Below are 23,203 nucleotides of genomic sequence, written 5' to 3'. Positions count from 1 at the left end.
ACCTGGGATCGGACCGGCGTTGGGTTCAGGCGAAGGCGAGGAATCGGGGCGGGCCCCGGACGGGTTCCCTGGCACGGGGTTTCCGCCAGCGGGGGACGAGGTGCTCGCCCTCCGGGCAGCTCGTGGTCGTTTCCGGGACCCCGAGCGCGACCCGGAGCAGACGGGCCACCCACGGAAGCAGGAGGACCGTGAGGACCCAGAGTGCGGCGTCGACGGCACCGACGACGGCTGCCGCGAGCAGCGTCCCGACCACGTGCGCCATGAGCATCGGCAACGATCCGTCGTCCATGTGCATGGAGTCCGTGTGCATGGTGCTCATGGGCATGTCGCCCATCGACGGGGAGTCCACGGACTGTGCCTCGGCGGGCATTGATGAGGTTCCGCCGCCGGAGGCGTGGCCCGAATGCATTGCGGCGTCGTGATGGGCCGAACTGGAGCCGGCCGGAGCGCCCCTCAGGATCGAGGCATGCGAGCCGTGGCCGGCCGACCCGAGCATAAGGAGCTGGTGTACGGCGAACTGCCCGGCACCGAGCAGAGGCAAGCAGGCCCAGAAACCGAGCCGGAAACGAGTGAGCGCAAAGACAGCGCCGATCAACGGCAGGGACAGCGCCAGGGTCAGCCCCGATCGCGGGATATGGCCACCGCCGACGACGTGCGCGACCGAACCGAGCCACGCGGTCACACCAACCAGCATGAAGGTGCGCGTGAGCCGCCAGCCTGTGGACCGAAAGTCCACGCCCGCAGCGGTCTCCGTCGTCGTCACCCCACTAGGTTATATGGGTCGAGGTGATCCGGTTCGACGCCGATCGCGTGTTCCGCACTCCGCGCCGGCGACAGCGCCCCTCCCGGCGAGGTGGCAATTGTGTGCGGTCTTGGGCCTTGTTCGCGCACGAGACTGCTTCCTCGGGGCGGCGGGCGCACGAAATTGCCACCTCGCCTGCCCAACCCGCCCCAAACACCCCGGAATCAGGCGTTCTTCAGGCCCGGGAAGTCGCTTTCGCTGAACTCGTGGCCGTAGCCCTGCGTCGTTGTGCGCTCGCCGCGGGACGAATCCGTCAATTCGCCCTCGGGACCGTGGAATGCGCGCTCGCGGGCACGGAGCTCGACGCGGCGGATCTTCCCGGACACGGTCTTGGGAAGGTCGAAGAACTCGAGTCGTCGGATCCGGGCATAAGGGGCCAGGTTGGCACGGCAGTGGGCGAGGATGGACTCCGCGAGTTCCGCGGTCGGCTCATGACCCGAGTTGAGGACCACGTACGCCTTCGGGACGGCGAGCCGCAGCGGGTCGGGCGAGGGGACGACCGCGGCCTCGGCGACCGCCTGGTGTTCGATGACCACCGACTCGAGCTCGAAAGGGGAGAGCTTGTAGTCGCTGGCTTTGAAGACGTCGTCCGCGCGGCCCACGTAGGTGAAGTTGCCTCCGTCGTCCCTGCTCATGATGTCGCCGGTGTGGTACACGCCGTTGCGGAAGACCTCATCGTTCTTGGCCGGATCGCCCTTGTACTGGACCATGAGGCCCACAGGCCGCGGATCGGTGACGATGCAGACCTCGCCTTCGCCGGTGCCCTCGACCACTTCGTCGGAGACCGGGTCCACCAGCACGATGTCGAACCCCGGAAGGGGGCGACCGACGGTTCCCACCTCGAGCTCTTGTCCGGGCGTGTTCGCGATCTGCACCGTGGTCTCGGTCTGGCCGAAGCCGTCCCGGATGTCCACGCCCCACGCATCGCGGACCCGGTTGATGACCTTGGGGTTCAGCGGCTCGCCCGCGGCGACGACCTTCTGGGGAGGCGTCTTCAGAGTTGAGAGGTCCGCTTGGATGAACATGCGCCAGACCGTCGGTGGCGCGCAAAAGCTCGTGATGCCCTCGGCGTCCATGGTTTTCATCAGGGCCGCGGCGTCGAACCGCGAGTAGTTGTAGATGGACACCGTCGCCTCGGCGATCCACGGGGTAAAGATGTTGGACCAGGCGTGCTTGGCCCAGCCGGGAGAGGCGACGTTGAGGTGGACGTCGCCGGGTTCCAGGCCGATCCAGTACATCGTGGAGAGATGGCCGACCGGGTACGAGGTGTGCGTGTGCTCGACCAGTTTGGCGCGCGACGTCGTTCCCGAGGTGAAGTAGAGCAGCAGGGTCTCGTCCGCCGGTGTGGGTGCCTCCGGAGTGAATGTGTCGGAAGCTCCCCGACTGTCTTCATAGGAGTAGTGGTCGCGGCCCGGAACGGCGCCGGGGGTGAGTTCGCCCGTCTCGATCACGGAGAATTCCCCGGGCACGTCCGCAAACTTCGCGACGCTTCCCGAATTGGTCAGGATCCAGGACACGGTCCCGCGCGTCACGCGTTCGTCAAGGTCCTTCGGGCCGAGCATCGTGGTGGTCGGAAGCAGGACGACGCCCAGCTTGATCCCGGCGAGCATCGATTCCCACAGCTCGACCTGGTTGTCGAGCATCAGGATCATCCGATCGCCCCGGCGCACGCCGATGCTGCTCATCCAGTTGGCGACCTGACTCGATCGGGCGGACATGTCCCGGTAGGTGAGCCTCCGGGACGAACCGTCCTGTTCGACGACGACGAGCGCGTTCTGGTCGGCCCGCTCGGGAGTCGCCGCGACCGCGTCGAACCAGTCCAGCGCGAAATTGAAGTGTTCGAAACGGGGCCACTCGAATTCTTCACGAGCCCGGTGGTAGTCCTCGCGCAGTGCGACGAGACGGTCTCTGGCCTGACGGAACTGGTCGGTGATGGTCATGGGCCCTCCCTCGATATCTGTGCTGCTTCACCACTGTGTGAGGCAACTCACGTTGTATCAGGGTAGCTGAGGGGCCCGTGTCGCAAAAGAACCGGCCGCCTCTGCGTCATGTGATGACGTGGTCGCCAGCCGAAGACACGCCATGGAAGGACCCGCTGCGTCCCGTCACTTCCACCACTGGTCGAGGATGGTGACCGGGGTCGTGCGTTTGTGGCGCGTGCGGAGGTAGCGAGCCTCGAGAGCCTCCGCCTGGTCGGTCTCGATCTCCTTGCCCTCCAGGAAATCGTCGATCACGTCGTAAGTAATGCCGAGCTCGTCCTCGTCGGTGCGTCCGGGGGTCGAGTCGAGCAGGTCGGCCGTCGGGACCTTGGCCCAGACGCGTTCATCGGCTCCGAGGTATTTCAACAGCTCCCGGTTCTGGCGCTTGTCGAGTCCGTAGAGCGGGAGGATGTCCGCCCCGCCGTCGCCGAATTTCGTGAAGAACCCGGTGATCGACTCTGCCGCGTGGTCGGTCCCGACCACCAGCAGATTCTTCTCGCCGGCGAGGGCGTACTGGGCGATCATGCGCATTCTCGCCTTCACGTTGCCCTTGTTGAAATCGGCGATGTCGCGGCCCGTGGCGCGCCGGAACTCGCGCTCGATCCCCGTGGTTCCGGGCTCGACGTCGAAGGTTCGACTGCTCGTCGGGCGAATGAATTCGAGGGCCGACTGGGCATCTTCTTCGTCGGCCTGGGCACGATACGGCAAGCGGACGGCCACGAAATCCGCGTCGGTTCCTTCTTCGGAGAGTTTGTCGACGGCGAGCTGGCACAGCCTGCCGGCCAGCGAGGAATCGATCCCGCCGCTGATCCCCAGCACGAACCCGTTGGCGCGCGAGGCCTTGAGGTAGTCGCACAGGAAGTCGACGCGCAGCCTCACTTCCTCCGCGGGATCGATGCTGGGGCGGACGCCCATGTCCTGAATGATGTGAGCCTGAAGTTCGCGCATGTGCCCATGATAGACCGGCGGTATTTCGGCAATGTTGCGTGCGCCTCATGGATGATCTGGAACAACCGCTCCCTGTTCGGGTAGTGTCGCGAATACCTGTGATGTACGCCATATTCGAGTGTGCACCATGGTTTCCCACAAGGAAGGGCATTGTGATGTCAGTACTATCCGGAACCACGCCGGTGGGAGAGCCTCCCACGGGCATGCCGCATCCCGACGGCGTCCTGCTGGACGTGCGTTCGTTGCTCAATGACGAGGAACGCGCCTCCTACGACAGGGTTCGGGAGCACCTTCAGTCCGAAGTCCGTGACCAGAGCATCGACTATTGGAATCGCGAGGACTTCGCCTTCGACCTGCTTCCCGGTCTTGCGGACATGGGTCTCGGCGAACTCGAGCTCACGGACAGGTCCTGGCTCTACAGGGGGCTCGTGTACGCCGAGACGGCTCGGGCGGACGTCTCCCTCTCGGCACTCGTCGGAATCCACAACGAACTGATCGTCGGGATGATCAATCAACTGGGGTCTGAGGAACAGCGAAGGACGTGGTTGCCGAGGTTGCGACGATTCGAGGCCATCGGAGCCTTCGCCCTGACCGAGCCCGATCACGGCTCGGACATCGCCGGGGGCATCCAGACCACGGCCACCCGAGAGGGAGACCAATGGATCATTCGGGGCAGCAAACGATGGATCGGGGCCGGGACCATCGCGGATTTCGCCCTCGTCTGGGCCCGTGACACGGAGGATCATCAGTTCAAGGCCTTCATCGTCGAGACGGACCGCCCCGGGTACACCGCGACCAAGATCCGCAACAAGATCGGCCTGCGCATCATGCAGAACGCGGACATCGAGCTCGACGACGTCCGCGTGCCGGCCGAAAACCACCTTCCGCTGGCCGAGGATTTCGCGAGCGTCAACGAGATGCTGCGCAATTCGAGAGTGTGGGTCGGCTGGCAGGCCTACGGTCTCCAGATGGCCGCCCTCGACGTCGCCCGCGCCTACGCCACGGAACGGGAACAATTCGGCCGCCCGCTGGCCAAATTCCAACTGATTCAGCAGGCGATCGCCGAGATCGCGGGCAATGCCCACGCGACCCTGGGGCTCATGATGCAGGTCGCTCGCGAACAAGAGGCCGGAACCCTCCAGATGATGCACGCGGCCCTCGGCAAGTCGACGGGCACCCGGCTGACCCGAGAGTCGGTCGCCAAAGCGCGTGCGCTCCTGGGCGGCAACGGTGTGACCAGCGACTACGAGGCAGGAAAGCTCTTCTGTGACGCCGAGATCCTGTACACGTACGAGGGCACTTACGAGATCAACTCGCTGATTGTCGGACGCGCGATCACCGGCGTGTCGGCATTCGTGTAGATGCATCAATAGCGGCCGGTCCGGAATCGGGCGGCCCATTCGACAACGAGGAGGAAAAGCATGGATGTTCAGGGAATTTCCGCAATTGTCACCGGCGGTGCATCGGGACTCGGACACGAGACCGCGCTGGCCCTGGTCGATCGCGGGGCGCACGTCTACGTCTTCGACCTGGCGGCCTCCATCGAGAAGGCCGAAAAGATCGATGGAATCACCTACGTCGAGGTCGACGTGACGAGCCCGGAATCGGTCAAGGCGGGGGTCGCGGAGGCGGTCGGCGGCGGAACCGGTCCGTTGCGCGTTGCCGTCAACTGCGCGGGTATCGGTCTCGGTGCCAGGATCCTGGGGAAGAACGGCGTCCACGACTTCGCCGCGTACACGTCCGTGATCACGGTCAACCTCATCGGGACCTTCCAGGTCTTGGCGCTGGCCGCGGAGGCTATCGCGCAGACGGACCCGGTGGACGAGGACGGCCAGCGCGGCGTCATCGTCAACACCGCTTCGGTCGCAGCGTACGAGGGCCAGGTCGGGCAGGCCGCGTACGCGTCCTCGAAAGGTGGCGTCGTCGGCCTGACCCTTCCCGCGGCTCGTGACCTGGCGAGCAAGGGGATTCGAGTCAACACGATCGCGCCCGGGATCGTGGACACCCCGATGATGAAGGGGGTCGACGGAGAGTTCCGTGCCCAGCTGGAGAAATCGGTTCCCTTCCCGCACCGCCTGGCGAAGCCCGTGGAGTACGCCGAACTGGCCATGGACATCATCGGTCATGACTATCTCAACGGCCAGGTGACCCGCATGGACGGTGCCATCCGGATGTCGCCCAGATAAAACGCCACAGATCCGACCACTCTGAACCCCCAAGAGGAGCAGACATGCCCGAGGCCTATATCGTCGACGCCGTCCGTACCCCCGTCGGACGCCGAAAAGGCGGACTCTCGACCACCCACCCCGTGGATCTCGCGGCTGTTCCCTTGAGAGCGGCCCTGGAAAGGACGGGGGTGGCTTCGGAGGAGTTCGACGAAGTGATCCTGGGATGCATCGATCAGGTCGGGCCCCAGTCCTTCGACATCGCACGGACGGCATGGCTCGCCGCGGGCGGTTCGGAGGCCGTCCCGGGCACGACGATCGATCGTCAGTGCGGATCAGGACAGCAAGCTGTCCACTATGCGGCGCAGGCCGTGATGTCGGGAACGAGCGACCTGGTTGTCGCCGGAGGCATCCAGTCGATGAGTTCCGTGCCGCTCGGATGGGCCAATACGGCTACCGGTGACCTCGGATTCCCGAACCCCTTCGCAGGGTCCGAGGCATGGACCCGTCGCTACGGGGAGCAGGAAATATCCCAGTTCCGTGGGGTCGAGCTGATGGCCGAAAGGTGGGGGTTCACCAGGGACGACGTCGAAACCTATGCCGCCGAGTCGCATCGCCGGGCCCTCGCGGCCTGGGCGGCCGGCGACTTCGACGACGAGATCGTGCCTGTCGGCGACGTCACGAAGGACGAAGGCCCGCGCGAACCCAACCGGGCGAAGATGGCCGAATTGGAACCCGTCCGCCCTGGCGGGATCCACACCGCGGCGTCGGCCTCCCAGGTCTCGGACGGGGCGGCGGCCCTCGTGATCGCTTCTGCCGACGCGGTCGAGAAATTCGGTCTGACGCCGAGGGCGAGAATCCACCACCTCTCGGCCCGGGGCGACGACCCCGTGCAGATGCTGACAGCGCCCATTCGGGCCACGCGGCGCGCTCTCGAGCGAACCGGCATGTCCCTGGAGGACATGGACGCGATCGAGATCAACGAGGCCTTCGCGACGGTTGTTCTCGCGTGGGCCCAAGAGCTCGAACCGGATATGTCCAAGGTCAACCGGCGGGGAGGGGCCATCGCCCTGGGGCACCCCATCGGGGCGACCGGCGCGCGACTCATGACGACGCTGCTCCACACCCTCGAACAAACCGGAGGACGGTTCGGGCTCCAGACCATGTGCGAAGGCGGAGGCCAGGCGAACGTCACCATCATCGAGAGGGTGGACTGACCGTATGGGCAGTTCGAACCACATGGGTGCGAGTATCGAAGTCCGTGCCGCCCGGGAAGAAGGCATCGACGCGGGCCTGTCCCGGAGCGCGGAGCGCTGGGGTTCGCGCCCGGCGCTCGCCTTCGGCGACCGGACCTGGAGTTACCGGGAATTCGACGATGCCGTCACCGACGCCGCCCGCGCCCTGCGTTCTCACGGGTACGAGGACGGAGCCCGGCTGGCCTTTTTCGGCAAGAACTCCGATGCGTTCCTCATCGCGTTCTTCGCGACGCTGAGGGCGGGATATGTGCACGTCCCCGTGAACTTCGCCCTGACGGGGGCGGAGTTGGCGCACATCCTGGAGGACAGCGGTGCCTCCGCCGTGTACACGGATCCCGGCTTGCGCGATACGGCCCTCGACGTCCTGGACGAGGTTCCGGCCCAATCGGTCCGGCCTCTGTACGGTTCCGAGGAGGGGCTGCTCGAGCAGGTTCTGGTCGGCGTCGGCAAGGAACCGCGTTCCCGGACGCGGTCGGACTCGATCGGTGCTCCCGCGGCGTCGGCGGACGACGTCGTCCAGTTGCTCTACACCTCGGGTACGACCTCGAAGCCCAAGGGCGCGGTCCACACGCACGCGAGCTTGAGGGCGCAGTACGAGTCCTGCATCATGGCGCTTTCCCTCGACCCGGAGGATGCACCCCTGGTCGCGATGCCCCTCTACCATTCGGCTGCGCTCCACGTGTTCGCGGTTCCGTATTTGTTGATCGGGGCCAGCCTGCGTCTCATCGAGAAACCGGACGTGCCGCAGATTCTGGACCTCGTCGAGAGGGAAAGGATCGGTTCGCTGTTCCTGGCCCCGACCGTGTGGGTTCCCCTCGCGAATCACCCGGACCTCGGCCGGCGGGACCTGTCCAGCCTGAGCAAGGCCCAGTACGGTGCGTCGATCATGCCGGTCGCGGTCCTGGAGACCCTGCGGGCCCAGTACCCGGAGATCGGTTTCTACAACTGTTTCGGCCAGTCGGAACTCGGCCCGCTGACCTGTGTGCTCGGGCCGGAAGAACATGATGAGCGCCCGGCGTCGTGCGGGAAGCCCGTGCACAATGTTCGGGCGCGCATCATGACATCGGACGGGCTGCCGGCCCGGATCGGCGAACCCGGCGAGATCCAGTACCGGGGACCACAGGTATGTACGGGCTACTGGAACCTGCCCGAGGACACCGCCGAATCCTTCAAGGACGGATGGTTCCGGTCTGGCGATCAGGTCGTCATGGACGACGGCGGTTTCATCGAGGTCGTTGATCGCATCAAGGACGTCATCAATACCGGAGGAATCGTGGTCGCGTCCAGGGAGATCGAGGACGTGATCTACAGGTACGACGGCGTGGCCGAGGTCGCCGTCGTCGGGACCCCGGATGACCGGTGGATCGAAGCGGTCACGGCCTTCGTCGTACCCAAAGAAGGTGCAGCCCTCACCTCGGACGGTCTGTTGCGCCACGTCAGAGAGCACCTGGCCCCGTTCAAGGTGCCGAAACGCGTTGAGTTCGTGAATGAGCTTCCCCGCAACCAGTCGGGCAAGATATTGAAGAGAGACCTTCGTTCCGCGGCCTCGAAAGGCCGATGACGCCCGAGGCACGGAGCAAGAGAACTAGACCCCCAAAACGAAGGAGGGACCGTGAACGCGGTCAACCCCGAAACTTCCTATGACGTGACCGACCCCGTGGACACGGACTACCTGGACGTCTTCTCCGACGCGACCGATGACGACCGCGCCGCCTGGAACGCCGCGCGTCAGTATGGTCGCGAGATCCTCCCGCTGATCAACGGGTATTGGGACCGCTCCGAATACCCGTTGGACCTGGTGCGTCGCATCGGTGAGCTGGACCTGATGACCGATGGTCTGGACGTCCCCGGGCATCGAAAACTGTCCCCGTTGGGCGCGGGCCTGGTGACCATGGAACTGTCCCGGTGGGACGGCTCCATGGCGACGGCCGTCGCCGTGCAGGGAGGATTGGCTTTGCGATCGATCGCCCTGTTCGGCTCGGAGGAGCAGAAGAAGAAGTACTTGGATGCGCTCGCGGATGCGAGCCTCCTGGGCTCCTTCGCCCTCACGGAACCGGATCACGGCTCGGACTCCGTGTCCTTGGAGACCAAGGCGGTCAGGGATGGCAGCGAGTACGTGCTCACGGGCGAGAAGAAGTGGATCGGCAACGGGGCCTCGGGCGGAATCACGGTGGTCTGGGCCCGCGACGAGGAGAACAACGTGCGCGGGTTCATCGTCGACCAGGATTCCGACGGGTACGACGCCGAAGTCATCGAGGGCAAGGGAACGCTCAGGGCCATCCACCAGGCCCGGATCAGCCTCAACGGCGTGCGCGTTCCCGAGTCCAACGTGCTCCCCGGCGTCAGGACCTTCAAGGACGTGTCGGTGGTCCTGGTCCAGACGCGCGTGGGTGTCGCCTGGTCGGCCCTGGGCCACGCGATCAGCGGGTACGAGGCCGCCCTCCGCTACAGCCAGCAGCGGATCCAGTTCGGCAAACCCCTCGCGAAGTTCCAGATGATCCAGGAGCGCCTGGTCGAGATGCTGTCCGAGATCACCGACATGCAACTCATGTCGGCCCGGATCGCCAAGCTCCAGGAGGCCGGAACTCTGCGCGACCAGCAGGCGAGCCTCTTCAAGGTGCACAACACGACCAAGGCCCGGAAAGTCCTCGCGACCGCGCGCGACATGCTCGGCGGCAACGGCGTGTTGCTGGAGAATCACGTCATCCGGCACATGTTCGACATTGAGGGCGTGCACACTTACGAAGGCACCGAGAACATCCAGCGGCTCATCGTGGGCCGCGACATCACGGGCCAGTCGGCGTTCGCCTGACCCGCGGGTGGGCTGGTCGCGGCGAGAGGGCGGTGCCGCGCGAGGCCGAGGTGGCAATTCTGTGCGTTTTTCACGGCGAAATCCGCACAAGCCTGCCACCTCGGCGCGACGGACGCACCGGATTGCCACTTCGAGGGCATACCGACGACGTCGTCTCCGTGCGTGGTCCAGTGAGGTGCCGTTTACCCGATTGAGAGGCGATTCCCGTCAAAAGGTGGCGGTTGAACCCCCTCCAAACGTGGGGAACCGCCTCCGAATCGGGTAACCGCCACCCAACGTGGGCGGGTGGTGTCGAGATGGGGCCCTCCAAACGTGGGGAAGCGCCACCGAATCGGGTAACCGCCACCCAACCCGAGCGGAGGACCACCCCACGCAGGCCCTCGCCCGCGTCGAGCCCCGCCTCGCCCGCGTCGGGCCCCACCCCTCGTGCAGGCTGCTAGTTCGCCCTCGTGTGGTGGTGCCGGGCGACCATGAAGCTGTCGGGGTCAGAGCGGTTCCATTTCTCCATCCAGTCTTCGGGCGCGGTTCCGTCAAGGAGCGAATTCGTGGTGAGCCAGGTGTACATGCGGTTGTAGGAGGCCGAGCTGGTCGAGTCGATGCGGTGCATGATGTGCTCCGGGCCGAGGTCGCGGAACGAGCTCAGCCCCATCGACGCGAGAATGCGCATGGCCGAATTCATCGTGCCCTTATGGAAGTTCTTGACTCGCTCGCCCTTGTCGCCGACGTCGATCCCTCGCGCGAGCCTGGGATCCTGGGTGGCGACGCCGGACGGGCACCGGTTGGTGTTGCACTTCTGAGCTTGGATGCACCCGGTCGCCATCATCATGCCGCGGGCACTGTTGGTGAAATCGGCTCCGAGGGCCATTCTCCGCACGATGTCCGCCCCGCCGACGACCTTGCCCGACGCTCCCAGGGCGACCCTGTCCCTGAGCCCGACGCCGACCAGGGCATTGTTGACACTGATCAGCCCCTCTGTCAGGGGCATGCCGACCGCATCCTCGAATTCGACCGGGGCCGCGCCCGTCCCGCCTTCGGACCCGTCGACCGTGATCCAGTCGGGGGCGATCCGGGTCTCGAGCATGGCCTTGCACAGGCCGAGGATTTCGATCCGCGAACCCGCGCAGAGTTTGATGCCCACCGGTTTTCCCTGGGCCGCTTGCCGTACGCGGGCCACGAAGTGCAGAAGCTCCCGCGGTGTCGAGAACTCGGGATGGGCGGCGGGGCTCACACAGGTTTCTCCCTCTGGGACGCCGCGAGCCTTGGCGATCTCCGGGGTGACCTTCTCTCCGGGGAGGACGCCGCCCAGCCCCGGCTTTGCCCCCTGGCTGAGTTTGATGAGGATTCCCTTGATCTCTGGCTTGGCGGCCTTGCGGGCGAAGGTTTCGTCGTCGAACCGGCCGTCCTCCGTGCGGCACCCGAAGTATCCCGAACCGAATTCCCAGATGACATCGGCCCCGTACTTCAGGTGGTAATCGGTGAGGCCGCCCTCGCCTGTTTCCTGGGAGAAGCCGCCGAGGGCCGCGCCCTTGTTCATGGCCATGACGGCGTTGGCGGAGAGCGCCCCGAAACTCATCGAGGAAATGTTGAACAAGGAGATGTCGTAGGGCTGAGTGCAGTCCGGTCCGCCGAGGCGCTGGCGCGGTTCTTCTTTCATGGGCGCCACGGGGGACATGGTGTGGAGGATGAAGTCGTGTCCCGGGCGCAGGACTTTGCGCTCGGTCCCGAAAGCCTGTTCCCCGCCGAGGCCCTTCGCCCGTTCATAGACCATCGACCGCGTATCCCGGTCGAACGGGCGACCGTCGTAGTTGTTCTCGATGAAATACTGCTGGATTTCCGGGCGGATGAACTCCATGAAATACCGAGCGTGACCGAGAACGGGGAAGTTCCGGAGGATCGTGTGCTTCTTCTGGACGACGTCGTGCGCCGCGACTCCCAGCAACCCCGCGGCTCCTGAGAGACCGATGGAGGCGGCGATGCGTTTGGCCGAGAATCCCATTTTCACTCCCTTGTGATGCTCAATGCGTTCATTCCACCCTAGCCCGGTCCGAAGGAAGGCATCGTGGGAAAATGCTGTCATGTTCTCGCACAGGATTCCCTGCGGGGTCGATGCCCTGGGCCGTCCCCTGTGGGCCGCGCACGATGCCTTGGCACCCTCTGTGGTCGACGAGAGCGGACTGTTCCGCCGCCTCGTGCATTCCATGGGTCGTCTCGACGGCATCGAATACCGCTATGCGGCGTGGCTGGACTCCTCCTCCGCCCACATCAGGGGCGGTGCCCCGGCTCGCTGGAGCGTCATGCTCGTTCCGAGCGAGGTCCTCAGGTACGAGACCGCGGGGCGTCCCGACCCTCGGGTGGACCGCCTCGGCCCCGACGGGACGCTCCGTGGCCGGATCTGCGGAACCATCTTCGACGTGCTGGAGCACCGGCTCACGGACGCTGGGGTGGGGGCACGCGAGACTCCCTCGGCGCCGCCGGATCGGTGGCTCCCGAGCTTCGTGCGGTCCATGGTCGGGGCATGGTTCGGGTATTTCGGGTACGAGGCGAGGGCCGACCTGGGGTTCTGCTCCCCCTTCTCCGCCGAGACGCCGGATGCCGTGTGGATGGTTTCGACCCGTCTCGTGGTCATCGATCACCGGGAGGAGCACTGGTGGATCGTGGGAGACGAAACATGGGTGGACGCGGCGGTCGAGGCGCTGCGCGAATCTGTTCGCGACCCGGTCGGCTCCGTTGCCAACGCCCCCGCTGTCCCCGACTCCGCGTCTCCGAGCCCCACGTCCCCGACACCCCTGCCGACCGACGTCGACCTCCGGTGCGCGCCGCCTGACCGGGGTCGTTACCTGCGCGCGATTGAGGAGGCGTTGGAGGAAATCCGGGACGGAAACTCCTACGAGGTGTGCCTGACCGCCGCGTCGGAACGGAGCGTGCCGGTGACCTTCGGGTTCGACGCGGCCCTGAATCTGTACGCGCGGCAACGCCGATCCAAACCAGCGCCGCACGCGGCCTTCCTTTGGTGCGACGACGTCGCGGTCCTGTCCTCGAGCCCGGAGCGATTCGTGGCCGTCGATTCGGACGGGTGGTGTGAAGCCAAACCGATCAAGGGCACGACGCCGAGGCGCGCCCTTCCCGAGGACGACGTGGGAGCCGCCCGGACCATGGCCGCTGACCCGAAGACACGGGCCGAAAACCTGATGATCGTGGACCTGTTACGCAACGATTTCTCCCGCGTCTGTGCGCCGGAATCGATCCGGGTGCCCGTGCTGATGGGCGTCGAAAGCTACGAGACGGTGCACCAGCTGGTCTCGACCGTTCGTGGCCGGTTGCGTCCGGGACGGTCAGCGGTCGATCTGGTCCGGGCGTGCTTCCCCGGCGGATCCATGACCGGGGCTCCGAAACCCCGCACCATGGAGATCATCGACCGCCTGGAGGCGCGGCCGCGGGGTATCTACTCGGGAGCGCTGGGGTATGTGTCGCCGTCGGGAGAATCGGATCTGTCCATCGTGATTCGCACGCTCGTGATGCGGCCCGGGCCGGAGGCGACGTCGATGGTTGGCGTGAGCGCGGGCGGCGCCATTGTCGCCGACTCGGACCCGGGCGCGGAGTACGCGGAGATGCTGACGAAGCTCGACGCACCCGTCCGTGAACCCGGGGAGCCCGGGTGCGAAGTGATCCACACTGTGCCCTGAACGCGTGGGGAAGCCCCAGCTCACCACGTAGAATGAGACGCATGACTTCCGATCTTTCCACCGTCCTGTCCATCGAGGCCGCCCGCGAGAGACTCCGCGACCTCATCTCCGAACTGGCCGTGGTCCGCGGCAAGGTCACGCTCGCCTCGGGGCTCGAAGCGGATTACTACGTCGACCTCCGCAGGATCACCCTGCACCATGAGGCGTCCCGGTTGGTGGGGCAGGTCATGCTGGACCTGTTGGACCGCAACGGGATCGATTTCGAGGCCGCCGGTGGGCTGACCATGGGTGCGGATCCCGTGGGCCACGCGATCATGCGCTCTGCCGGGGACAACGACCGCGCGATCGATACCTTCGTGGTCCGCAAGGCCCAGAAGTCTTATGGGATGGGCCGTCAGGTCGAGGGCCCCGAAGTCTCGGGTCGGAACGTGGTGGTTCTGGAGGACACCTCGACGACCGGCGGTTCTGCCCTCACCGCGGTGGAAGCACTGCGCGAGGCAGGAGCCAACGTTGTCGCGGTCGCGATCATCGTGGACCGCGCCACCGGGGCGAAAGAACGCATCGAGGAAAGCGCCGGCGTCCCCTGCCTGTACGCGTACTCCAAGTCCGAACTCGGCCTGGACTAGCGGGTGGGAGCCGAACAGGACTCCGTGCGCGGGTCGGGGGAAGACCCCGGGGAAGAGGTCCCGACCCAGGACACCGACGGCGCGGCTGCCGAGCACGTCGTCGGGGTGGGTCCCTGGGACGGGCCGTGGCCCGAAGGGGACCACTGGGACCCCGAGTTGCTGAAGGGCGGCGACCGCCGGAACGTCACGGACGAATACCGCTACTGGACCATGGAAGCGATCATCGCGGACCTGGATTCCAAACGGCATTCCTTCCACGTGGCCATCGAAAATTGGAAGCATGATCTCAATATCGGCTCCGTGGTCCGTACGGCGAACGCATTTCTCGCCAAGGAAGTGCACATCATCGGTCGAAAACGGTGGAACAGGCGCGGAGCCATGGTCACGGATCGGTATCAGCACGTCAGGCACCATGTCACCGTCGAATCATTCATCGAATGGGCCCGTTCCGAAGGACTGGCCGTGATCGGCATCGACAATTTCCCGGATTCGCATCAACTGGAAACCTACGATCTCCCTCGGGATTGTGTGCTGGTTTTCGGCCAGGAAGGCCCAGGGCTCAGCCCGGAGATGAAGGACGCATCCGTCGCGACCCTGTCCATCGAACAATTCGGCTCCACTCGATCCATCAACGCCTCAGCGGCCGCTGCCATCGCCATGCATTCCTGGGTTCGGCGGCACGTGTTTGACCAGCGCGTGATCTGACGACCAGAAAAACCTTTTCAACCTACGATTCGTCCCTTCCAGCGCCTCGAATGTCGTGGTTATTGAATTGTTATTCGAATTCCCTGGAATTGATATCGGACGGTAACCCATCGGCACTCTTCTTTTCGTAGGCTCTCCGTACGAGCAAAGGTTTCCGCGATTCTGGCGGAAAACCAGTGATCGGGCTCGAGGACCGGAACTCTTTCCGGCCCGATGGATAGCGAGGAGTGCGATGAGTCATGGACCTCCGAAATGCCAACAGCAGAACACGAGATCAGTTCTCACCCGTGGTCGCCGTGGCAGCGGCCGCCGCTTTGGGCTTCGGGACACTCGGCGGTGCCTCGGCACCGGCCCAAGCCGCTCTGCCACCGGACGACACACCCTGCGTCCAGGGCCCGACCGACGGCGACCCTTCGTTGTCCGAAGACAGCCCGTGGAAGCAGGAGCACGGCACATCGCCGATACCGTTCAGCGGCCGCCCTGCGGCGGGCGGACCGGCCGGATCCGTGGCCCCATCGGGTGAGGACCCTGCGGGCAGCGACCAGTTCGGCCTCGAGGCCCCCAGCGCTGACGGGGCCGGGCTCGTCCCGGCCGCCGACGGCGACTACGAAGTCGTCATCGGCAACGGAGTTTGTGGCGAGCAGCTGACTGTGCCGTCGAGCGGGGGGACGCTCGACCTGAGCCAGGCTCGGGACCTGATCAACAATGCGCACGGGCAACTGATGGTCCAGGTCAAGGGACCGCTGAACCCCGATCCTGCGACGAGTGGGCAGCATCGTTTCCTGGATGCCCACGGTCAACCGGCCGACGAACCGCACTTGGCACACAGCGGAGTGGCCTACGACGCCAGTCACCTGATGGTTCCGGCGTCGTCGGCGGGCAACAGCGCCCGCAATGCCTCGACGGGTCTGCCGGTCTACGACGTGGGCACGGACCGTATCCCCATCCGGTCGGAGGAGCCGATCCCGCAACCAGGGATGGCCGACATCAAGGTCACGGCGACCTATCGTGACGCTGCTACTGGAGAGGCCGTGGTGGTTCCCGAGGCGGCGTACCTGAGTGAGGATCCGGGGACCGGTCTCACCATCCAGCAGGGGCGCCTCAAGGACCTGCCCTCGGGTCGCTACCGCTTCTCCTTCACGGACGACGACGGCGACTACCACCAGGTGCACGTGGTCCTCGGGGACGCCCGTCACCAACCGCAACCCGGAGAATCACCGCTCTATGACGACCCGCGGTGAGCGGGCCGGGTGAGAGCCACCTTCACGGTTCCGCCCGGTGCACCCCCCCCCGATGCCGTTCCCCCTGGGCCTCGGGGGGGGGGCGGTTCCCGACTGGTCCGCGGAAACCTGTACACATTCTTGCCTCGAGGGCCTGGGCCCCTTGTTAGACTGAACCCAGATCTGCGGAGGTCCCGGCTGGCCGGGTCGCTCCGATCATCAGGGGTCGGTTCGTCGCCGACCCGACCTTCCGTCACAAAGGAGTCAGCATGCCCATCGCAACCCCGGACGCTTATGCAGAGATGCTCGATAAGGCCAAGAGCAAGGGCTTTGCCTACCCCGCCATCAACGTGACCTCCTCCCAGACCCTCAATGCCGCGATCCGCGGTTTCGCCGAAGCGGGTTCGGACGGCATCATCCAGGTCTCCACCGGCGGTGCTGCCTACTGGTCGGGGTCGAGCAAGAAAGACATGGTCGTCGGTTCGCTCGCGTTCGCATCCTTCGCCCGCGAGGTTGCCAAGCAGTACGACGTCAACATCGCCCTCCACACGGACCACTGCCCCAAGGACAAGCTGGACGGCTTCGTTCTCCCCCTGCTCAAGGAGTCGGAGGACGCCGTGGCTCGCGGTGAGGACCCGATCTTCAACTCCCACATGTGGGACGGTTCCGCCATCGAGCTCGAGGAGAACCTCCGCATCGGCGCGGACCTCATCGAACGCACCGGCAAGGCTCACATCGTCCTTGAGGTCGAGATCGGCGCGGTCGGCGGCGAGGAAGACGGCGTCGTCGGCGAAATCAATGACACGCTCTACACCAGCACCGAAGACGCTCTCAAGACCATCGATGCGCTCGGTGAGAACGGCGAAAAGGGTCGTTACATCACTGCCTTGACCTTCGGCAACGTTCACGGGGTCTACAAGCCCGGCAATGTGAAACTGCGTCCCGAACTGCTCCAGCAGATCCAGCAGGAGGTAGGGGAGAAGCTGGGCAAGGACCGCCCGTTCGACCTGGTCTTCCACGGTGGCTCCGGATCGACCGAGCAGGAGATCGCCGACGCCGTCTCCTACGGCGTCATCAAGATGAACGTGGACACCGACACTCAGTACGCCTTCACCCGTCCCGTGGCCGGACACATGCTGTCCAACTACGAAGGCGTCCTGAAGATCGACGGCGAGGTCGGGAACAAGAAGCTCTACGATCCCCGCACCTGGGGCGCCAAGGCAGAGGACGGCATGGCCAACCGCGTCGTTCAGGCCTGCGAGCACCTCGGCTCGGCGGGAACCCAGATCAAGTAGGCGCTCGCGGCATACGTCGCGCACCGCCTGTTTCCGGCGTGCATCCATCGGCCCACGGGTCGGAGGATGCACGCCGGAGTCGTTTTCCGGGGCGAGGACGTCGTGCGGTCCACAGTTCAAGACGGCGCGCAGGGTCCGTTACACCCAACGACACTGATGATTAGTGTGATGGAATGCACCACGTCGACCCCAGCGAGAGCACGAATGACCGGCTGATCACTTCGGCGGGACCCTCGGTGTCCGCCCGCATGGACCGGCTTCCGGTCCTGCGCTCCCACCGATGGATCACGGTCATCGTCGGTCTTGGGGTGTTCTTCGACCAGTTCGAGAACTTCCTCGCGGCCATTATTTCCAAAGTTCTGCAGAATGAATTCGACCTGACCGGAACCACGCTGTCTCTGGTCCTGGCCTCGGCCTTCCTCGGCCAATTCCTGGGTGCGATCCTGATGGGCCGCCTGGCCGACCGGGTGGGGCGTCGCTCGGCCTTCGTGGTCAATCTGCTCCTCTACTCGGTGTTCTCCCTGATCGCGGCCTTCGCCCCCGACGCCGCGTGGCTCATCGTCTGTCGATTCATCGCCGGCGTGGGCATCGGCGGCGAGTACGCACTGGCCGACTCCTATCTCTCCGACCTGCTCCCCAAGGCGGTGCGCGGTCGGTACATCGCTTGGGCCTACACGGTCAGCTTCCTTGGAATCCCGTTCGTCGGACTGCTCGCGCACTGGTTGGTTCCGTTGGCGCCGCTGGGTGTCGCCGGCTGGCGCTGGCTGTTCGTGATCGGTTCGGTCGGCGGGTTCCTCGTGTGGTTCATCCGTCGGCACGTGCCCGAGTCCCCTCGATGGTTGGAGACCCAGGGACGGATCGAGGAAGCCCGGAGCGTCGTCGAGTCCTTCGAACGGGAGGCCGAGCAGGCCGGCAAACCCCTGCCGGAGCCGGACCCAGACATCAGACCGGCCCAGGAGACCAAGGTCCCGTTCGGTGAGATCTTCCGAACGCCTTTCCGCAAGCGCACCCTGATGCTGTCCGTCATGAACATTCTTCAGGTTTTCGGGTACTACGGATTCGGGACGGTCGCGGTTCTGGTGCTCAGCGCCAAGGGTTTCGACGTGGTCGAGTCCATCGGGTACACCGCCCTCACATACTTCGGGTATCCGATCGGTTCCCTCCTGGTGGTTCCGGTCATCGAAAAATTCGAACGGAAGTACCTGGTGATGTTCACCGCCGGACTGATGGGGGTCTTCGGCCTGGCCTTCGGGCTCGGCGAGGATCCGGTGTGGGTGGTTGTCGCCGGCATGCTGTTCACGATGGCGAGCAATATGTTCTCGAACTCCTACCACGTGTTCATGGCCGAGAACTTCCCGACTCGAGTGCGCGGAACGGCCTCCGGGTTCGCCTACTCGTTGTCCAAGCTGACCAGCGCCTTCCTGCCGTTCATCCTCTTGCCCCTGCTGTCCGGGGCCGGTCCTGTCCTGGTGTTCTGCGTGGTGGCCCTGGCCATGGCGTTGCTGATTCTGGATGTGGGCGTTTTCGGCGATCGCACGACCGGCCGGAGCGCGGACCGGCAGGCCTGAACGGGCCCAGCGGGTGCTGGTGTGGTGGGCTGCTATGCGGGTCGGTGCAAGGGGTTGTGCAGGGGTCGACGGACCGACCCGAGGAGGCCGGGGCGGCACGGGGCCGATTAATCCCATGGGGTGGCGGTTCCCCGATCCGGAGGCGGTTACCGATCGGGAGGGTGCCCGTCGGGGCGCTGTAGCCCACCTTTTAGGTGGTGGTTACCCGATTTGGTGGCGACAATCCTTGTTAGGAGGCGGTTAAACCCCCACCTAGCAGGGGAGAGCGCCACCCATTCCGGTAACCGCCACTTTTGAGGCCCCTTCACATCCACCTCCTAGGGAGGTAGCCACCACGCATTCGGGCAACTGCCACGCAATAGGGCCTTTCCCGCGCCCGACGCCGTCGGCAATCCGGGCCGGCCCCGGCGAGGTGGCGATCTTGGGCGAAATTCGGCCCGAGGTGGCGATCTTGGGCAGCTCCGGGGCTGAAAACTGCTCAAAACTGCCGCCTCGCGGGTCAGGGCGCACAAAACTGCGACTTCGGCCCCTCGCTCCCTGTCCGACGCCGGTACAGTGGGCACCAGTCCACCTTCTGACGAAAGGATCCATCATGCCCCTTGCCGGAAAGAACCTTCTCGACGGCCCTGAGCCCACGTACTTGGACGAGGAGCCCGAGCTGCTGGCCCGCATCGAGGCCGGTGACGAAGGTGAGGATCTCGCTCGCGCGTTCCCGAAGTCTTCCCTGGCCTGGGCGCTGCTGGCCCAGGATGCGTTGGATTCCGGCTACGTGGTCGAGGGGTACGCCTACGCTCGCGTCGGATACCACCGCGGCCTGGATGCTCTGCGTGGCCACGGCTGGAAGGGGCACGGCCCGATCCCGTTCTCCCACGAGCCGAACCGAGGATTCCTCCGTTCGCTGTACCTGTTGGGTAGGGCGGCGTCGGCCATCGGCGAGACCGATGAAGCTCAGCGCATCTCATCGTTCCTGAACGACTCGGATCCCGAGGCCGCCGGTCAGCTCTCGTCCTGAAACGCCCCCGGAACGGTGGGGGAGAACGAGTGAATGTTCCTCGCGGACGGACCATAATTGGCGGTGGGCGGTGACAATGCCGTCGCCGGCCGGATCGACCGAAAGGAACGACTGAATATGCGTATTGGCGTGCCTACCGAGATCAAGCCCAGTGAACGCCGTGTCGGGATGACCCCCGACGGCGTACACGCCGTCGTCGAAGCCGGACATGAGGTCTTCGTGCAGGACGGAGCGGGCGTCGGCTCGGGCTTCGACAACGCGGAATACGTGGCCGCGGGCGCTCGACTGGGAACCCAGGCCGAGGTATGGGAAAAGGCCGAGCTCCTGGTCAAGGTGAAGGAGCCCATCGAGCCGGAATATGGATTCCTCCGAGAGGACCTGACGCTCTTCACCTACCTGCATCTCGCTGCGGACCGGGGCCTGACCCAGGCGCTGATCGAGAACCGAACGCGGTCCATCGCCTACGAAACCGTCCGGGACGGTCGGGCCCTGCCGTTGCTCACGCCGATGTCGGAAATCGCCGGCCGTCTCGCGGCGCAGGCCGCGGCACAGTACAGTCTTCACACCGAAGGCGGCCCAGGCATCCTGTTGGGCGGAACCCCGGGGGTGTCCCCGGCCCGCGTCGTGGTTCTGGGCGGCGGTACGGTCGGGACACAAGCGGCGCTTCTTGCCGTGGGGCTGAGGGCCGAGGTCACGATCCTGGACGCGTACCTGCCACGCGTGCGGGAACTGACAGACTACTTCGGCAACTCCGCCCGGGTCCTGGCAAGCAATCCGCGCAACATCGAGCGCGAGCTCGAAGGAGCCGACGTCGTGATCGGATCCGTCCTGGTCCCCGGGGCTGCCGCGCCCAAGCTGGTGCGCAGGGAGCACCTCGACCTTCTCGCACCTGGTTCGCTGCTCATCGACGTCGCCATCGATCAGGGTGGCTGCTTCGAAACCTCTCACCCGACCACGTACGAGGACCCGGTCTTCGAGGTGGACGGGATCCGGCATTACTGCGTCGCCAACATGCCGGGAGCGGTTCCCCGGACGGGGACGGCGTCGCTGACGAACGCGACCCTGCCGTTCGTGCTCCGACTCGGACAGGGCATCGAGGAAGCCCTCCGGGAGGACCGCATCCTCGCGGCCGGCCTGAATACCGAACGCGGGGAGGTTACCTTCCGAGGCGTGGCCGATGCCTTCCCGGACCTGCCGGCGCGCGTCTAGGATCTGCCGTACCCAAGGTCCTGGGTGTGACATCCTGCGCCCTGCCCGTGGCCCTTCGGAGGGCACGCAAGGATGCTCTTTGCGGGGCCACGGTCTCCGGATAGTGAAGTGGATCACTGTATATTGATGATATGCATTGGTCTTCGCACCGATCCGCGGTCGACCATTCCCCCGGCGACCCCGGATCGATCTATCTGCTGTCGACGGCGGGGATTCCCAATTTCGGCGACGAACTCATCGCGGCGCGCTGGGTCTCCTACCTTGCCAGCGTGGCGCCCGAAACGGACGTGTGGCTGGATGTCAGGGAACCCGGAACGGTGGCCGCATTGCTCAAGGACATCCGCCACCCGCGCCTGCATCTAACCAACACCGCGATCCGCCTGGCCGATGATGCGTTGCGCGGGTCCATGCGCAGCGCCGCCGACCTGGTCCACAACCTGGGTTCGCCACGCTACGATCTCGGGCTGTTGCAGATGCGCGAAGCTTCCGTTCTGCATCTTCTGGGTGGCGGATTCGTCAACAGCATGTGGCCCGAGAACCACGTGATGGTCCAAGCCATGCGAGCCGCGGCGGAAATCTCGGGGGCACGGCTCGTGGCCACGGGACAGGGGCTCATGCCTTCCGGGCCGGAAGACCTCACGGGTTTCGACCACGTCAGTGTTCGAGACCGCGCGAGCGCCGAGCACCTCGGGATCGATGTGGGGTACGACGACGCCTTTCTGGTTCCCGACGTGCCCCCATGGGAGACCGACGGCCCGACGGAGGTCGTGCTCTGTATCCAGAGCGACCTCGTGGGGCCCGAGGACTTCGAATCCTTCGTCCGCTACGCCCGGAACCAGGTCCGCGCCTGGGGCATCCCCCGTGAAAGAGTCACCTACGTCGAGGCCATCCCAGGAGGGGACCACCCGGCCTACTCCGCGCTCCACGACGTCGTGGGAGAGGGCCGATTCGTGCCTTTCACCGCGTTCTGGCGCGAGGAGTTCCCCTTCCGTGGCAACCAGGTGTGGATCACCACGCGGTTCCATCACCACCTGATGGGTGCTTTGGCCGGAGCCCGAGGCATTGTGATGCTGGGCCAAACGGGATACTACGATGTCAAACACCGCTCTCTCGGGGATCTCGGTACGGGGTGGGCGATTCACGAGGGGGAGCCGGACGACCTGATCGATCTCGACGCGTTGCAACGTGCCGGGGACCTCGGCGGACCGGTCGCCGCAAAGAATGCTGAAGCGGACGCGTTGTACAAGGCCTAGCGCGCCACACCGTGCGGGGATCCCATGAGATGCGGCAAACGTTTACGGTAGACGTATCCGCTCGACACCCGAGAGAGAAGGTTCGCCATGAACAGCCATACACCTCAGCCTCCTCCCGCACCCGGTCCGGAGGGGCACTCACAGTCCGCCCCGGGCTCCAGCCGAGACTTCGACGCCTACGGAAACCGCATCCCGTCCGATGCCCGCACGATGGCCGTGCTGGCGCACCTCTCGACGCTGGTGATCCTCCTGGTCACCGCGGGCTGGTTGAGCATCCTGGGTCCATTGGTCTTCTGGCTCATATACAAGGACAAGCCCGGGTACGCGTTCGTGCGGTATTCCTCGGCGCAGGCCTTCAACTTCAATCTCCTGGTGTGGATCATCAACATCGCGGCCTGGATTCTGGTGATCGTGACCTTCGGCATCGGCATCGTCATCGCACTGCCCGTGTGGGCGGTCGTCAACATCATCGCGATCGTGTGCCACATCATCGGGGCCGTCAAGGCGAATAGGGGAGAGGTCTACCCCTACCCGATGAAGATCTCGGTCCTGAGCTGAACCCCGGGCTCCCGGATCCGGTGCGCTCGCTGGGTCTCGGGGTGGGGCGACCTTTCGAAAACATACGAAGGCTCTCTTCCACACCTCGAGCCGACATCGTACGCAACGGGTA

19 protein-coding genes are annotated in these 23,203 nt (G+C 65.3%); 15 read left to right on the top strand and 4 right to left on the bottom strand.

Features of this window, described 5'->3' with window-relative positions; genetic code table 11:
* Window positions 1–25: 25 nt before the first annotated feature.
* The 3 genes from AB0Y14_RS11025 to nadE all read right to left on the bottom strand — a co-directional run bounded on the left by AB0Y14_RS11025 (window position 26) and on the right by nadE (window position 3,729).
* Complete coding sequence (locus tag AB0Y14_RS11025) at window positions 26–763, bottom strand: hypothetical protein (protein ID WP_436589307.1); 738 nt, start codon at window positions 761–763, stop codon at window positions 26–28.
* 203 nt (window positions 764–966) lie between these two features.
* A complete protein-coding gene (locus tag AB0Y14_RS11020) occupies window positions 967–2,742 on the bottom strand; it encodes an AMP-binding protein (protein WP_436589306.1) in 1,776 nt (591 codons plus the stop codon).
* 165 nt (window positions 2,743–2,907) lie between these two features.
* Entirely contained in the window at window positions 2,908–3,729 is an 822-nt protein-coding gene (gene nadE, locus AB0Y14_RS11015) for an ammonia-dependent NAD(+) synthetase (RefSeq protein WP_436589305.1), read from the bottom strand.
* Between the two features lie 155 nt (window positions 3,730–3,884).
* Between nadE and AB0Y14_RS11010 the strand changes: the two genes are divergently transcribed.
* From AB0Y14_RS11010 to AB0Y14_RS10990, 5 genes are read left to right on the top strand one after another with little or no spacing between them, the layout of a single operon-like run.
* Complete coding sequence (locus tag AB0Y14_RS11010) at window positions 3,885–5,090, top strand: acyl-CoA dehydrogenase family protein (RefSeq protein ID WP_436589343.1); 1,206 nt, start codon at window positions 3,885–3,887, stop codon at window positions 5,088–5,090.
* Window positions 5,091–5,150: 60 nt separating this feature from the next.
* On the top strand, window positions 5,151–5,915 hold the full coding sequence (locus tag AB0Y14_RS11005) for an SDR family NAD(P)-dependent oxidoreductase (protein WP_436589304.1): 765 nt from the start codon (window positions 5,151–5,153) through the stop codon (window positions 5,913–5,915).
* A 44-nt stretch (window positions 5,916–5,959) separates the two neighbouring features.
* Entirely contained in the window at window positions 5,960–7,111 is a 1,152-nt protein-coding gene (locus AB0Y14_RS11000; protein ID WP_436589303.1) for an acetyl-CoA C-acetyltransferase, read from the top strand.
* 4 nt (window positions 7,112–7,115) lie between these two features.
* Window positions 7,116–8,711 carry a fatty acyl-CoA synthetase gene (locus AB0Y14_RS10995; protein WP_436589302.1) on the top strand — a complete coding sequence of 532 codons (1,596 nt, stop codon included), beginning with the start codon at window positions 7,116–7,118 and terminating at the stop codon, window positions 8,709–8,711.
* Window positions 8,712–8,762: 51 nt separating this feature from the next.
* Window positions 8,763–9,962, top strand: coding sequence for an acyl-CoA dehydrogenase family protein (locus tag AB0Y14_RS10990; protein ID WP_436589301.1), 1,200 nt, complete (start codon window positions 8,763–8,765; stop codon window positions 9,960–9,962).
* A 436-nt stretch (window positions 9,963–10,398) separates the two neighbouring features.
* On the opposite strand, the gene AB0Y14_RS10985 is transcribed toward AB0Y14_RS10990, so the two are convergent.
* Window positions 10,399–12,039, bottom strand: coding sequence for an FMN-binding glutamate synthase family protein (locus AB0Y14_RS10985; protein WP_436589300.1), 1,641 nt, complete (start codon window positions 12,037–12,039; stop codon window positions 10,399–10,401).
* On the opposite strand from AB0Y14_RS10985, the gene AB0Y14_RS10980 reads away from it, so the two are divergent.
* From AB0Y14_RS10980 to AB0Y14_RS10935, 10 genes are all read left to right on the top strand, one after another.
* Window positions 12,038–13,645: an anthranilate synthase component I family protein gene (locus tag AB0Y14_RS10980; RefSeq protein WP_436589299.1), complete on the top strand. Its 1,608-nt coding sequence runs from the start codon at window positions 12,038–12,040 to the stop codon at window positions 13,643–13,645. The two genes, AB0Y14_RS10985 and AB0Y14_RS10980, sit on opposite strands and share 2 nt — an antisense overlap.
* Before the next feature lie 41 nt (window positions 13,646–13,686).
* On the top strand, window positions 13,687–14,271 hold the full coding sequence (gene pyrE, locus AB0Y14_RS10975) for an orotate phosphoribosyltransferase (RefSeq protein ID WP_436589298.1): 585 nt from the start codon (window positions 13,687–13,689) through the stop codon (window positions 14,269–14,271).
* A gap of 105 nt (window positions 14,272–14,376) precedes the next feature.
* Window positions 14,377–14,976: a TrmH family RNA methyltransferase gene (locus AB0Y14_RS10970; protein WP_436589342.1), complete on the top strand. Its 600-nt coding sequence runs from the start codon at window positions 14,377–14,379 to the stop codon at window positions 14,974–14,976.
* A gap of 239 nt (window positions 14,977–15,215) precedes the next feature.
* A complete protein-coding gene (locus AB0Y14_RS10965; protein WP_436589297.1) occupies window positions 15,216–16,217 on the top strand; it encodes a hypothetical protein in 1,002 nt (333 codons plus the stop codon).
* Between the two features lie 248 nt (window positions 16,218–16,465).
* A complete protein-coding gene (gene fbaA, locus AB0Y14_RS10960) occupies window positions 16,466–17,491 on the top strand; it encodes a class II fructose-bisphosphate aldolase (protein ID WP_436589296.1) in 1,026 nt (341 codons plus the stop codon).
* A gap of 173 nt (window positions 17,492–17,664) precedes the next feature.
* On the top strand, window positions 17,665–19,059 hold the full coding sequence (locus AB0Y14_RS10955; protein WP_436589295.1) for an MFS transporter: 1,395 nt from the start codon (window positions 17,665–17,667) through the stop codon (window positions 19,057–19,059).
* A 592-nt stretch (window positions 19,060–19,651) separates the two neighbouring features.
* Window positions 19,652–20,071, top strand: a complete 420-nt coding sequence (locus AB0Y14_RS10950) for a DUF3151 domain-containing protein (protein ID WP_178980360.1) — start codon at window positions 19,652–19,654, stop codon at window positions 20,069–20,071.
* 117 nt (window positions 20,072–20,188) lie between these two features.
* The gene (gene ald, locus AB0Y14_RS10945; RefSeq protein ID WP_436589294.1) at window positions 20,189–21,280 is read left to right on the top strand and encodes an alanine dehydrogenase; all 1,092 of its coding nucleotides are present in this window, start codon (window positions 20,189–20,191) and stop codon (window positions 21,278–21,280) included.
* A 131-nt stretch (window positions 21,281–21,411) separates the two neighbouring features.
* A complete protein-coding gene (locus AB0Y14_RS10940) occupies window positions 21,412–22,533 on the top strand; it encodes a polysaccharide pyruvyl transferase family protein (RefSeq protein WP_436589293.1) in 1,122 nt (373 codons plus the stop codon).
* A gap of 87 nt (window positions 22,534–22,620) precedes the next feature.
* Complete coding sequence (locus AB0Y14_RS10935; RefSeq protein WP_436589292.1) at window positions 22,621–23,091, top strand: DUF4870 domain-containing protein; 471 nt, start codon at window positions 22,621–22,623, stop codon at window positions 23,089–23,091.
* The last annotated feature ends 112 nt before the right edge of the window (window positions 23,092–23,203 follow it).

This window comes from Rothia sp. HC945 (genome assembly GCF_051370785.1).
Classification (GTDB): domain Bacteria; phylum Actinomycetota; class Actinomycetes; order Actinomycetales; family Micrococcaceae; genus Rothia.
The sequence above is the reverse complement of the archived record's forward strand: the minus strand, read 5'-3'. Positions and strand labels throughout refer to the sequence as shown.

Excerpts from the sequence above, each read along its gene's own strand:
- fbaA (WP_436589296.1), top strand. The coding sequence starts at position 16,466 with ATGCCCATCGCAACCCCGGACGCTTATGCAGAGATGCTCGATAAGGCC.
- AB0Y14_RS11000 (WP_436589303.1), top strand. The coding sequence starts at position 5,960 with ATGCCCGAGGCCTATATCGTCGACGCCGTCCGTACCCCCGTCGGACGC.
- nadE (WP_436589305.1), bottom strand. The coding sequence starts at position 3,729 with ATGCGCGAACTTCAGGCTCACATCATTCAGGACATGGGCGTCCGCCCC.
- AB0Y14_RS11020 (WP_436589306.1), bottom strand. The coding sequence starts at position 2,742 with ATGACCATCACCGACCAGTTCCGTCAGGCCAGAGACCGTCTCGTCGCA.
- AB0Y14_RS10935 (WP_436589292.1), top strand. The coding sequence starts at position 22,621 with ATGAACAGCCATACACCTCAGCCTCCTCCCGCACCCGGTCCGGAGGGG.
- ald (WP_436589294.1), top strand. The coding sequence starts at position 20,189 with ATGCGTATTGGCGTGCCTACCGAGATCAAGCCCAGTGAACGCCGTGTC.
- AB0Y14_RS10955 (WP_436589295.1), top strand. The coding sequence starts at position 17,665 with ATGCACCACGTCGACCCCAGCGAGAGCACGAATGACCGGCTGATCACT.
- AB0Y14_RS10965 (WP_436589297.1), top strand. The coding sequence starts at position 15,216 with ATGGACCTCCGAAATGCCAACAGCAGAACACGAGATCAGTTCTCACCC.
- AB0Y14_RS11010 (WP_436589343.1), top strand. The coding sequence starts at position 3,885 with ATGTCAGTACTATCCGGAACCACGCCGGTGGGAGAGCCTCCCACGGGC.
- AB0Y14_RS10940 (WP_436589293.1), top strand. The coding sequence starts at position 21,412 with ATGCATTGGTCTTCGCACCGATCCGCGGTCGACCATTCCCCCGGCGAC.
- AB0Y14_RS10950 (WP_178980360.1), top strand. The coding sequence starts at position 19,652 with ATGCCCCTTGCCGGAAAGAACCTTCTCGACGGCCCTGAGCCCACGTAC.
- pyrE (WP_436589298.1), top strand. The coding sequence starts at position 13,687 with ATGACTTCCGATCTTTCCACCGTCCTGTCCATCGAGGCCGCCCGCGAG.
- AB0Y14_RS10995 (WP_436589302.1), top strand. The coding sequence starts at position 7,116 with ATGGGCAGTTCGAACCACATGGGTGCGAGTATCGAAGTCCGTGCCGCC.
- AB0Y14_RS11005 (WP_436589304.1), top strand. The coding sequence starts at position 5,151 with ATGGATGTTCAGGGAATTTCCGCAATTGTCACCGGCGGTGCATCGGGA.
- AB0Y14_RS10985 (WP_436589300.1), bottom strand. The coding sequence starts at position 12,039 with ATGACAGCATTTTCCCACGATGCCTTCCTTCGGACCGGGCTAGGGTGG.
- AB0Y14_RS10980 (WP_436589299.1), top strand. The coding sequence starts at position 12,038 with ATGTTCTCGCACAGGATTCCCTGCGGGGTCGATGCCCTGGGCCGTCCC.